General features: G+C 36.1%; 17 protein-coding genes. 15 read left to right on the forward strand and 2 right to left on the reverse strand.

All coding sequences use genetic code 11. The features are described 5' to 3' along the window. Positions 1-1,392: a Fe-S cluster assembly protein SufB gene (sufB, locus tag IGJ53_RS02745; protein ID WP_002287686.1), complete on the forward strand. Its 1,392-nt coding sequence runs from the start codon at positions 1-3 to the stop codon at positions 1,390-1,392. A gap of 97 nt (positions 1,393-1,489) precedes the next feature. On the opposite strand, the gene IGJ53_RS02750 is transcribed toward sufB, so the two are convergent. Next, positions 1,490-2,632 (reverse strand): tyrosine-type recombinase/integrase, encoded by a 1,143-nt coding sequence (locus IGJ53_RS02750; RefSeq protein ID WP_368019993.1) that lies wholly within the window; start codon positions 2,630-2,632, stop codon positions 1,490-1,492. A gap of 77 nt (positions 2,633-2,709) precedes the next feature. Next, positions 2,710-3,411: a helix-turn-helix domain-containing protein gene (locus IGJ53_RS02755; protein WP_071856337.1), complete on the reverse strand. Its 702-nt coding sequence runs from the start codon at positions 3,409-3,411 to the stop codon at positions 2,710-2,712. A gap of 164 nt (positions 3,412-3,575) precedes the next feature. On the opposite strand from IGJ53_RS02755, the gene IGJ53_RS02760 reads away from it, so the two are divergent. The 14 genes from IGJ53_RS02760 (at position 3,576) to IGJ53_RS02825 (ending at position 11,542) form a co-directional block, all read left to right on the forward strand. After that, positions 3,576-3,767, forward strand: a complete 192-nt coding sequence (locus IGJ53_RS02760) for a hypothetical protein (RefSeq protein WP_257007684.1) — start codon at positions 3,576-3,578, stop codon at positions 3,765-3,767. Positions 3,768-3,939: 172 nt separating this feature from the next. After that, complete coding sequence (locus tag IGJ53_RS02765; protein ID WP_071856338.1) at positions 3,940-4,251, forward strand: hypothetical protein; 312 nt, start codon at positions 3,940-3,942, stop codon at positions 4,249-4,251. 106 nt (positions 4,252-4,357) lie between these two features. Next, positions 4,358-5,035: a Rha family transcriptional regulator gene (locus tag IGJ53_RS02770; RefSeq protein ID WP_418268226.1), complete on the forward strand. Its 678-nt coding sequence runs from the start codon at positions 4,358-4,360 to the stop codon at positions 5,033-5,035. Between the two features lie 225 nt (positions 5,036-5,260). Next, positions 5,261-5,446 (forward strand): hypothetical protein, encoded by a 186-nt coding sequence (locus IGJ53_RS02775; RefSeq protein WP_113792840.1) that lies wholly within the window; start codon positions 5,261-5,263, stop codon positions 5,444-5,446. A 262-nt stretch (positions 5,447-5,708) separates the two neighbouring features. After that, positions 5,709-5,882 (forward strand): CopG family transcriptional regulator, encoded by a 174-nt coding sequence (locus IGJ53_RS02780; RefSeq protein ID WP_438749496.1) that lies wholly within the window; start codon positions 5,709-5,711, stop codon positions 5,880-5,882. A 197-nt stretch (positions 5,883-6,079) separates the two neighbouring features. After that, a complete protein-coding gene (locus IGJ53_RS02785; protein ID WP_438749498.1) occupies positions 6,080-6,349 on the forward strand; it encodes a hypothetical protein in 270 nt (89 codons plus the stop codon). Then, a complete protein-coding gene (locus tag IGJ53_RS02790; RefSeq protein WP_413138733.1) occupies positions 6,336-6,509 on the forward strand; it encodes a hypothetical protein in 174 nt (57 codons plus the stop codon). Before IGJ53_RS02785 ends, IGJ53_RS02790 begins: the two co-directional genes overlap by 14 nt. After that, on the forward strand, positions 6,500-6,763 hold the full coding sequence (locus IGJ53_RS02795) for a hypothetical protein (protein WP_105223763.1): 264 nt from the start codon (positions 6,500-6,502) through the stop codon (positions 6,761-6,763). The genes IGJ53_RS02790 and IGJ53_RS02795 overlap by 10 nt, the downstream gene beginning before the upstream one ends. Further along, positions 6,760-7,545: a Rha family transcriptional regulator gene (locus IGJ53_RS02800; protein WP_438749502.1), complete on the forward strand. Its 786-nt coding sequence runs from the start codon at positions 6,760-6,762 to the stop codon at positions 7,543-7,545. The genes IGJ53_RS02795 and IGJ53_RS02800 overlap by 4 nt, the downstream gene beginning before the upstream one ends. Then, a complete protein-coding gene (locus IGJ53_RS02805; RefSeq protein WP_438749504.1) occupies positions 7,542-8,450 on the forward strand; it encodes a phage replisome organizer N-terminal domain-containing protein in 909 nt (302 codons plus the stop codon). The genes IGJ53_RS02800 and IGJ53_RS02805 overlap by 4 nt, the downstream gene beginning before the upstream one ends. Before the next feature lie 1,661 nt (positions 8,451-10,111). Continuing rightward, positions 10,112-10,444, forward strand: coding sequence for an HTH domain-containing protein (locus IGJ53_RS02810; RefSeq protein ID WP_438749507.1), 333 nt, complete (start codon positions 10,112-10,114; stop codon positions 10,442-10,444). After that, positions 10,441-10,794: a hypothetical protein gene (locus IGJ53_RS02815; protein WP_438749509.1), complete on the forward strand. Its 354-nt coding sequence runs from the start codon at positions 10,441-10,443 to the stop codon at positions 10,792-10,794. Before IGJ53_RS02810 ends, IGJ53_RS02815 begins: the two co-directional genes overlap by 4 nt. A gap of 143 nt (positions 10,795-10,937) precedes the next feature. After that, positions 10,938-11,141: a cold-shock protein gene (locus tag IGJ53_RS02820; protein ID WP_105223775.1), complete on the forward strand. Its 204-nt coding sequence runs from the start codon at positions 10,938-10,940 to the stop codon at positions 11,139-11,141. 317 nt (positions 11,142-11,458) lie between these two features. Next, positions 11,459-11,542 carry a putative holin-like toxin gene (locus IGJ53_RS02825; protein WP_219336905.1) on the forward strand — a complete coding sequence of 28 codons (84 nt, stop codon included), beginning with the start codon at positions 11,459-11,461 and terminating at the stop codon, positions 11,540-11,542. Positions 11,543-12,102: the final 560 nt, after the last annotated feature.

Raw genomic sequence — 12,102 nt, forward strand, 5'->3', positions numbered from 1 at the left:
ATGGGCGTACCAGAATTAGAAGAATATAAATTCGGGTTTCACGATGATGTCGAACCGGTTTTCAGTACAGGAGAAGGCTTGACAGAAGAAGTGATCCGTGAGATGTCAAGAATCAAAGGCGAACCAGAATGGATGCTTGAATTCCGTCTGAAATCTCTAGAAACATTCAATAAAATGCCAATGCAAACATGGGGACCCGACCTTTCAGACATCGATTTCGATGCCATCAAATATTACCAAAAACCAAGTGACAAACCCGCTCGTGACTGGGAAGACGTACCAGAAAAAATCAAAGATACATTTGAGAAGATCGGTATCCCAGAAGCAGAACGAGCTTATCTAGCCGGTGCTTCCGCACAGTATGAATCAGAAGTCGTGTACCATAATATGAAAGATGAATTCGAAAAGTTAGGAATCGTCTTTACTGACACTGACTCTGCTTTGAAAGAATACCCTGAATTATTCAAAGAGTACTTTTCAAAACTTGTACCGCCAACCGACAACAAATTAGCAGCGCTGAATTCAGCCGTATGGTCAGGTGGGACCTTTATTTACGTGCCAAAAGGCGTCAAAGTCGATGTTCCATTGCAAACGTACTTCCGGATCAATGCGGAAAACACGGGGCAATTCGAACGTACGCTGATTATCGTTGACGAAGGAGCAAGCATCCACTATGTCGAAGGTTGTACGGCACCTACTTATTCAAGTAACAGTCTGCATGCCGCCATCGTAGAAATCTTTACAAGAAAAGATGCGTATTGCCGTTACACCACGATCCAAAACTGGTCAGACAATGTGTACAACTTAGTAACCAAACGAGCAAAAGCATACGAAGGCGCAACCGTTGAATGGATCGACGGAAACCTAGGTGCAAAAACAACGATGAAATACCCAAGTGTTTACTTAGATGGAAAAGGCGCACGAGGCACCATGCTCTCCATCGCCTTTGCAGGAGCAAACCAAATCCAAGATACGGGTGCAAAAATGATCCATAATGCACCAAATACATCTAGCTCTATCGTCTCTAAATCAATTTCAAAAGACGGCGGAGAAGTAAACTATCGAGGACAAGTAACCTTTGCCAAAAACAGTGCGGGTTCGATCTCTCATATCGAATGTGACACGATCATCATGGACGAATGGTCGAAATCCGATACGATCCCATTCAATGAGATCCACAACAGCCAAGTCTCTTTAGAACACGAAGCCAAAGTCTCAAAAATCTCAGAAGAACAACTCTACTATCTGATGAGCCGAGGCCTGACCGAATCTGAAGCCACTGAAATGATCGTCATGGGCTTTGTCGAACCATTCACCAAAGAACTCCCAATGGAATATGCAGTCGAACTCAACCGATTGATCAGTTATGAGATGGAAGGCAGTGTTGGATAAGCCTATTATATGAGCTATAACCCTTGATATATAAGGGTTATAGCTTTTTTGTTCTAGTGAAAATATTAAAGGTCTGTGCTTTTGTCAGTGCCTTTTTTTAAATTCCTATAAAGTTAGCAAACTTATTCGCTGTTTTTTCTGCTTCTTCGGGCATTACATGAGAATAAATTTCTAAGGTAATTTTTATATCCTTATGCCCTAGTCGTTCGCTGACCTCTTTGACAGGTACGCCAGCTTGTAATAATAGACTAGCGTGTGTATGCCTAAAGTGATGAGGTGTGATCTGTGGCAAATCATATTTTTTTATTAGGTATTTTAGCCAGTCATTCACAACTTGCGGATAATATAATTCATTGCGTTCGTTAGTAAAAAGATATTGTTCATCGCTCGAAGTGTTGAAACCAAGTGCTAAATAGTCTGTACGTTGCATTGTACGCCATTTAGATAATGTTTTGAGTGTTTCATCATCTAAACTGATTGTACGTTTACTAGTGGCTGTCTTGGGCGTCTGAATGAGTATCTGATTATTTTCATCGAGTGCTAGAGTTTTACCAATCATCACGCTTTTATTTGCAAAATCAATATCTTTCCACTGCAATGAAAGCAATTCGGATTTTCTAGCCCCACTGAAAGCTAGTAAGCGAAAAAAAGTCATTTGCTTATAATTTCCGAATTGCTTTAAACATTCAAAAAAATGAATGAGTTGTTCTTTCGTGTAGTACTGTAACTTTTTTTCTTCTTGTTGCGCTCTTGGTAAAATTGTCTTTGCCATAGGGTTGTTATTCATCAATTCCATTGCCTCGCCATATCGCATAATTTGAGCTGTTACTTTCCTAAAATATGGATATTGTTTGTAGCCTTGCTTAAACCACTTGTTAACGAGGGTTTGGCAGTAAACAACGGTAATATCATGCAATAGATAATTGCCTAAATAAGGCAAGACATGTTTTTCTACAAAACGTCTATTTAAAGCGATCGTAGAAGGTTTTACATTTAAGCGATGCTGAGCTAACCACATCTCATATAAATCTTTAAATGTCTTTACTGATTCATCTCTCTCAACGCCGTTTTCCTCAACGTCTTTTAAGAGGTTTGCTAGCGCTATTTGTGCTTGCTTCTTCGTTTTAAAGCCTTGCCGCTTGCGATAAACATTTTTCCCTTTGCTATTCTTTCCTACGTAAACATTAAACATATAGGCGGTTGTACCGTCTTTTTTTGTATACTTTTTAATCTGTGCCATGTTTTTCTCCTATCTACCACCATGCCAATAGTGTAGATATGTATGAGGAGTGTTAGCCTCAATGATTAATTTGTTTATTATTTAATTGGTTTAATAGTTAGTTCTTTATCACCGAAAGGTGTTTCGAGAAATATTTTTAAAGGTTTATTTTTGCGATTTGCGCAATTTTGTAAATCTTCATTCACTATATTTTGTTCAATTAATTCAAAGCATGTGTTTTTTATTTGAGTTTGAAAAATTATAGACACATTTTCGTAAACGTCAGCTATGAAACTTTTTCCATTATAGTTATCCTCTAAAATAATTTCTATATCAAATCCTTCAGGCGCATTGCTTTCATCGATAGGTGAAATTTTATAGATATTTATACACATGGAATATTTAATTTGTTTCATTTTTTTATTTACGAAGATTTCAATGATATAACGAGCTTCTCCAAAGATGTCCAAATACTCATTTATCAGAAAATTAGCTCGCTCTTCGGTATTTCCTGAAGAGAGTATTTTCTCTTTCTCGCTATCTACATTCTTTATAACTCTTTTTCTGTATTCTGGAATATCAAAATTATATTTTAGAATAAATGGAGCATAATCAAAGAATTCACTTGGAGTAATTCCAAAATAATTACATAACTTATCGAGTGTTTTATATTGAACTCCGTCTCCTGTGTTGTTGACTAATGATGACAAAGTTGAACGAGCTATTCCAGTTTCTTCTGAAACTTTGGCTGCCGTTAACTCTCTCTCTGCTATTAATACAGCTAATTTATTTCTAAGCATTATCTTGTCTCCTTTTTTTGATAATTGTAGCATACTCGCATCAATAATATCAATAAGCACTAATTTTATTGTTGACAATCAAAAAAAACAGTTATAACATATAGCTACAAAATGTTTCGTTTTGGCTTCATTTTGTAGCTATATCGATTATTGGGGGTAGGAATATGAAAATAAAAGCAAATACAAAAATCAGAGAAAGAATTGAAAAAAATCGTATTTTATATTGGGAGGTAGCGGATAAAGTAGGTATTGCGCAAAGTAATTTATCTGTATGGTTACGAACAGAAATGCGTGATGAACGCAAAGCACGAGTAGAGAAAGCGATTGATGAGTTGCTAGCTGAACGAAAAGCGTAGCAATTAATCTGCACCACAGAAAAACAAAGCGTAACAACACCGAAAATATCGGGGCTGTTAAAAGTGGTCGTTCAGGACGACCACAAAGTGTAGTCCTAACTACGTTTGTTAAAAATCTCCCACAAATGGGCGAAACAATTCCCAAGAAATCGGGAAGAAAGGAGGTGTAGAGATGACTGTAGCCGAACCGCAAAAATTGCAACTAGAAGTAAGCCACACGCTGGCAAAAGAGCAATTGAATGGTATTTATCAGGGTATCTATCAAACAATGTTACAAGCGATTGAGGACGCTCGTAGAGATAGCGAGCTGGATCGTGACTTGATGATGAGTAAAGCGGAATGTCAGAGGTTTCTCAATGTTTCCAGTGATTATTTCGAGGAATTGCTGGCGATGGGATTGCCACAAGGTAGAACACTATCATCTCGCAAGGTTGTTTATAGTAAACGTCAAATACGAGCTTGGTTACTAGAAAATGATTTATAAAACCACCATGCCAGAGTGTAGCAGTAATCAGGCAAGCACATAGTTTCGGAAAACAAATAGTAGTGAGATGACATCTCACAGGATTAATTTAAGGAGGCATAAGTCGATGGAAGAATTAGTATTTTTACACTCGCAGTATATCGATGAAGAACCTTATACAACTGATGAGATTATTGCGAAGTATTCAGAGAATAAAGAAGACTCGGTAAAAAGATTGATAAGAACACATAAAGAGGATTTAGAAGAGTTTGGAATTATGCGATTTGAAATCCGTAAACCTCAAAAAGGGTCGAAGGGCGGACGACCTAAAAAAACTTACCTACTCAACGAACAACAAGCTACCTTACTTATTACCTATCTTGATAATACCGAACCAGTTAGACGATTCAAAAAAGCTTTAGTTCGTCAGTTCTACGAAATGAAAAACGAACTCTATGCTAGACGTATGGAACGGCAAAAAGAAAAAAATGTTCGTAAGTCAATGACAGATGTTATCAAAGAGTTAGGGTTATCCTCGCATTATTACAAGCATTATACAGATTTAGTTTATAAAACAGCATTAGGGTTTACAGCTAAGAAAATAAGAGATGCGAGAGATGTAGGTAAGAAGGCGACAATACTAGATTATTTGACGTCAGAAGAGATAGAAGCAGTGAATAAACGGGAGCAACAAGTGGCGACGTTGCTCACGCTTAAGATGGATTATGACACGATTAAGAGCATTTTGAGTGGTCAAGGTATTTTATATCAAACAACGCTTAAAATGCCAGTATCGACAAATTAAGGAGAAAACAAACATGTACGAGAGAAAAGAAAAAGCCTTTACTCGATTAGTCTTGGCGGACAGAGTAAAAGGCACGAAAAGTAGGGAACATCCCTATAAACTTTTCTCTAGTATAGCACATTGACAATAGAATAAAAGCATGCAGTTTATATTTTTAGAAAAAGGGCTTGATTTAATTGTGTAACCATTATATATTTATTGTGTAACCTGAAAAGAGGTGATATGATGGTTGCAGAGTTAAAACGTGGCAGACCTAAAAAAACTAATGCTAAAAGAAATGATACGCGTTTGAGAATGACTGATGAACAACTTGAAATGTTAAATTATTGTTGTGAGAAAACAGGTAGGACAAAAACGGATATCATGATGTTAGGTTTGGAAAAGGTCTATAACGAACTCAAGCAAAAATAAAAAACTCCCTAGCTGTTCCCACCTACCAAAGTTTGAACAACTAGAGAGCAGTGTACCGTATAAACGGCATGCAAATATAATACCACTGTATGCCTTTATACGTCAATGGCATGGCTTGTTTGCTGTGCGTGAAAGTATAAGGGTATTTTTGTGCCTTTATACGTTTTGACAATTGAATACGAAAATAAGGGTATCGGGTGCTTGACTTGTTGGAACTCAAATATTATTATGTATTTGTGGAACGCAAAAAGTAGGTGATGAGATGAGTCCACGTACTGGCAGACCTAAAAAAGAAAATCCTTTAAATGTTGATGTAAAAGTTCGTATTGATAAAGAAACGGACGAAAAAATAAAAGCTTATGCTGAAAAGCACGAGCTTACTCGAACTGAAGTCATCAGAAAAGGAATCAAACTTATTTTAGAGTCTGATAAATAAGAAGTACTCTCTAGCTGTTCAAAGTTTGGACGCCGAGAACAACTAGAGAGCTCCCTCAAATAGAGGTACGTAAATATGATACCATACGTACCCTTATTTGAGTAGTCAAAAAATAAGGGTACTCTTATCGTTGTGTACCCTTATTCAAACAAACGAATAAGGGCTTTTTTGCGCCCTCAAAACTGGAGGAAATGCAAATGAAAAAATTAAATGAAATTGCTTATGAAGTGATAGATTTACAAGCTCCCATGAAAGTGATTGTCAATTATTTAGATTGTATCAAGTTCCAAACTACTAAAGCTAAAAATAGTGAGGATGTAGCGTTAATCTTTCACAGTTTGGTTAATAATCGTGGTTTAGAAAATGTAATAGGAACCCTAGAAATGCTTAGTGATCGAGCGGAAGAATTATCCGAACTCATCTTAGATTATTCTGATGAGGAGGGAGCAATCAATGAACAAGCGTAGAAATCTATTTTTGCTAGCCTTTCTTATTGGATCCCTTACAAAATGGTTACCGTTTGTTTTGTGGCTAGTATGTGTTGTTCCTGTAGGTGTTTGTTTATATATAGGCTATGACTTTTATGTGGTGGAGCATGAGAACGGAGGGCGTAAGCAATGGAACTAAGTGAAAAATTAATGGCTATTACACAAAAAAATGACGATGTATTAGAACGTTTAGAAGTTATTAACAAATATTTAGAGATGCTTCATTTTACAGCGGTACTAGACAAAGAAGGCGTTGAAAGTTTATATGTTTCTTTCATGAACGAAGGTGGAGCAGATATTCTAATGGACAATATAAAAAGAGCAATCAATGCTTTAAGCGATAATTCTTTTGATTTAGTTGAAATTGCCGAATCAATGGAGGTAACAGAATGAATTTAGTCAAAGTAAAAAATAATCAAGTTGTAACAACTAGTTTGCATATTGCTGAAGTATTTGATAAGTATCACAAAGATGTTCTTGAAGCCGTTGATAAAAAAATTCAATCGGTCGAAAATTCCGCCGATTACAAAAACATGTTCGCTGAGGGTGAATACAAAGATTCTCGAGGCAGAAAACAAAGATTGTACTACATGAATCGTGACGGGTTTGCTTTTATCGCTTTCGGATTTACAGGCAAGAAAGCAGATGATTTCAAATTAAAGTATATTCAAGCATTCAACGAGATGAAAAACAGGCTAAGACAACGACAAATACAGCAACCAGCTAACAATTTCCCGAAGTCATACGCCGAAGCTTTACGAGTTATCGCGAATTTAACCGAGAGAATAAAAAAATCAGATGATGAGTACATTCAGTTAAGCATAATGTACAGCGAGTTGAAGCGTGAGAAAGAAGAACAAGCGATCAAACAAGAGATAAAAAAGTATCTTGAAGAACATAAACAGACATATAGTTTACAAGAAATCATCTCGCCGTATGGTTTCAAAGGGGTTAAGGGAGCTAATCTAGTCAATCAAATACTAGAGAATGAAAATCTCTTGCGAAAAAAACAATTAGCTAACTGTAAATATAAATGGTGTCTGAATGGTTGGGCTAAAAATAGGGGTTTTAAGGTCTATGTCAATGGTTTTCCTAAGTGGACAAAAAAGGGTAAGGAATACATCGAAAACAAGCTTGAGGAATTAGGATATACAAGAAAAGAGGTAGCAGAATGAGTGATAATAAAAAATACTATTATCTAAGATTGAAAGAAAATTTTTTTGATAGTGATGAAATTATAGTGCTTGAAAGTATGCCTGATGGGCATATGTATTCTAATATTCTTCTTAAATTATATTTGCGGAGTTTGAAACATGAAGGAAAACTAATGTTTAACGAGCGAATACCATTTAACGCTACAATGCTCGCTAATGTCACAAGACATCAAGTTGGGACGATAGAAAAAGCAATAGATATTTTTCAAAGTTTAGGATTAATCGAAGTTTTAGATAATGGTGCTATATACATGTTAGATATACAAAATTTTATAGGCGAAACATCAACAGAAGCCGATAGAATTAGAGCTTATAGAAAACGAATCGATGATGAGAAAAGAGGTGTACCAATTAATGATAATTCTTTGGTGTACAAATGTAATGACAAAAGTACACCAGAGATAAATATAGAGCAAGAGAAAGATACAAAGATAAAGCAAAAACAAAGCAAAGAAAAAGAAAAAGAAGAGCAAAAGAAAAGAGAAAGAGATATATCCACCACCAACGCTGTTGGTGGTGCTAGAGCAAAAGCAAAAAACGCGCGTGCGCGTGAGAATTTCACCGCCAGTAACGAACCAACGTTTGACGATTGCTGTGATCTTTACTGCGAAAAACATCCGCTAGGAAACATTGACCGTAGCACACTCGAAAGACTGTACAAAGAGCATGGAGGTGCTAAGTTACACGAAGCAATATTTAAAACAATCAGCAATGACGAAGTACAATCGCCGTTAGCCTATATCACAGGCATTCTAAACGATTGGAAAGCGAAAGGATTAGAAACGCTTGAGGACATCAGGGACGAAGAAGAGGAACGTCAAGAAGAGATGTCTGAGTGGGAATTTGGAGATGATATGCCGTTTTAAGGGGGTGGGGTTAGCGATAAGCGTTTGTTTATCCTAGCCCTGTTTATTTATCTTTGGCATTGAATAAATCTTTGCTAAGCGCCTTACAGGCGGTCAGGGCAAGCCCTAACGACCCTTAGAGGTGTTTTGGAGGTTGATTTTATATTTTTACCTCATTTTGAGGTGTGTGCGTTTATCTAAAATTAATTTTAAGGTGTTTAAAATCGCTATGAAGATGTTTTAAAATATTTTGAGTATATTTAATACCTAGATGTTCAAAATGTCTTAAAACGAAATTTAGAGGGTTTAAAATTAAATCGGGTACATTTGAGTAAATCATCTCTAGATTGGAAAGCAATGCTAATGGCAAAAAATAGCTAGCTATAAAATGCTAATGGCAATGCTATTTGTACTGGAGAAATTACTGGGAAATCTACTGGAGAATTTACAACAAACAGGAAAGTGAACATCAAGAAAGGTTGATATACTGCCATCAAATAGCGGATTTCAACGGTGATTTGAACATCAACTGCACATCAAATAAACAGCAAATAGTTTACAAGAAAGTGGCGCAGTAGTTTACAAGAGAGTTTATAACGTGAATGGCGCTGTATCAAGGGCTGAGATTAGTGGATTAATTCCGTCAATTTCCATCGTTAACGGGATTAATGTTTGCATTAATTCTGGTAGTCATTTGGTAGACCGTTGGTTGCCGTTTGGTATACCAAGTGACATACCATCTCTTAATAATTTCTTAATGAAATAAGAAGGATATTATATATACCAATTTGTATTTTAATGGGTTTAAAATAACATATATTTATAGTTGTTAAGATAAGCTGACGCATCGAATTAGTGCATCAGGTTCTGATGGTGAACGATTCGTTTTGTCAGATCAAACTAGGGAAGTGCGAATATGACATTTATAGGTTTATCACCAAAAAATGAAAAAACCTCAAAGTGGAAGACAGCAAACAGTTTATCGGGTTTTTCCGATAAAACGGATAAACCTGTTGGAGATGAAAAACATTGATTTTACCGTGTTGGGCAAAAATGTTCATGACGATACAGCATTCGGTAGGAATTTAAGAGCCACCTTACAATTTGTAATATAGCTTTCGGTAAGAATTTAACCAAAAACGCCAAAATGGTTAAATAGAAATGCAATTTTGTTTTATATTAAGCCAAGTCGAAATTTTCGACCTATTTGAAAGATAGAAAAGAGATGAAACATTAGTTAGGTGGGACAGCTAAGGATGTGAGAGGGCAAAACACCACCACATTTTTGTGGTCGTTGATTAAATTGTTCTTAATGTACGAGGACTTTAGGATATGCCACTAGTATTATTTATGTAAAGAATCCCACAAAACCAGATGTTTCTTTATTTTATAAGAACTTGACTAAACCTTACTTTTTTATTTATTAGAGCCAAGTATCAAACAGCGATCTGCTTAAAAGAAGAAACAAGGTCGTTATCACTCTGAATGATAACGAGGTAGCTATTTGCTACCCTGCTCTGTAAGAAGAAAACGAGGTTACTATATGTAACTCTGTTTTGAAATCAATAATCAAGTCGAAAATTTCGTCTTTGTTGAGGTTTTGCTAAATGCTAGTGGGGGATAGTTCGCCACAAGTGGCGAAAGGCGTTTTTATTTATCGAAATATAAGGAGTGATGATCGAATGGAACAATTAAATATATTAGAGAGTGATGTTCTTGATCTTATCCCGATTGGGCAAGAAAGAAAAATTTCAATCAAAGAAATCGGGCAATTGTTAAATGTAGATGAGCGAATCATTTATGAAACTGTGAATAGCTTACGTAAAAAAGGCGTGCCAGTGTGTGCAAAGCGGAATGGGGATAATCGAGGTTATTTCATCGCTACAACGGAACAAGAGCGTATAGAGGGTTTGTCAGCTTATAAAGCACAAGTAAAGGATATGACAAAGCTAATCGATCAAATTGAGGTAGCAGATTTGGAACATTGGCAAGAGAATATAGAGAGGGTAAAATGATCCATCAGAAAGAAGAGGCAAGAAGAATCAATTACATGTTACACGCTCTATTCACTGGCGATTATCGTTTAAATCGTTCTAAGGGAGTTTTCTATATTCATATACCTAAGAAGAAAGGTGCGCCATATGGGAACAAGAATGCAATAGGAAATAAAGGTGGTGGCGCTCCTTTAGGTAATTTAAATGCTGAAAAGACAGGGCTATATACTGATTTGATGTATCGGTGGCAAATGGCAGAAATAGAGAAACGATTGATCGAAGCTGATTGCTGGAGCAAAGAAGCAGTAACCTATTATGCAAAAAAAGTAAAAAATGGAGAGATGAGAGTAAATATCTCAAAACAAACTTAATGAAAAATGTAGTATAATAAAGTTATTAGTTTGTTTTGGTTGCAACTATTGCAACCTTTTAAAGGTAACGTTGTGACCATCTGTTACCAAAAAATACTACAAAATACTACATCTAATGAATAATGAAAGCGAGATGTTCTAATATGAAAACAGGTACAGTGAAATGGTTTGATAATAAAAAAGGCTATGGCTTTATTGCTGGAGAAGATGGAAAAGACATCTTTGTTCATTATACTGCGATCTTAACTGAGGGTTTTAAAACCTTAGAAGAAGGTCAACCTGTACAATATGACGTAGTGGAAGGTAAACGAGGGTTACAAGCTTCAAATGTAACAGCATTTAAATAGATGATTATGCAGGCGTACAATGTACGTCTGTTTTTTTGTTTGAAATATCATTGAACAAATCGGTGGCGTGAAAAATCACGAGTCCTATTTTTCGTCAGATGTGTCGAATCAAAACAAAAGTAAACGCCTAAGAATACTCTCAGACGTTTACATTAGCAATATAGACCGCATTGAAAAAAATTCTATGGATATTATAGCATATGAGCTTTGTTATCTGTATAATGATTGCTGTAGAAAAGTGAAAAGATGGTGGCTAATCTCTTAATAAAGGGGTGATGCCTATGGTTCATAGCTTTATCCCTAGAAGGGAGTAGCGCGTGTCAACGTTTGAAGCAATTCAACTGATGATCGCTTTTGCGACGCTAGTTTTGCTGATAATTGACCATAAGGACAAAAAATAACCATCTAACACTTTGACAGGTCAGTAGATGGTTAAAACACTATTGATGGTCACCGTCTTTTTAACGGTTCTACAGTGGAGGCGTGTTCCAGCACGTCTCTTTTCGTTTATTATAGCATGTATTAGAATAAAAACAATAATAAAAGACATCTCATGTAAAGATGCCTTATTGCAATCGACCACTGACTGCAGTACATAGAATATGGAATTGTAATCAAAGCTTCTTCTGACAAGAGTATATCATATCCCCCCATTAAGTAAAAGTAGCTGAAAGAGCATTTTTTGACCGGTGCGCCCCTTCCTTTACACAAATACCGCTTTTTGAGTTTTTTATGTCCCCCCTCCCTAACTATCAAGTAATGCTCTTTTGGGAAACGGATATGGGAACTTTTTCCAATAGCGAGGATTTTTTGAAAAAATTTTTTCCTTGAGATGAAATACCATAATAGCAATGAACAGAGCTATTTTTATCGTTCAAAACCGTGCAGAAAAAAGCCCTTTTTTTCGCAGTAATAAGAATACATAAAAAAAGACCAGCTAGACATCTAACTGGTCAATGTT

Source organism: Enterococcus sp. DIV1283b (genome assembly GCF_051710965.1).
Lineage (GTDB): Bacteria > Bacillota > Bacilli > Lactobacillales > Enterococcaceae > Enterococcus_B > Enterococcus_B lactis.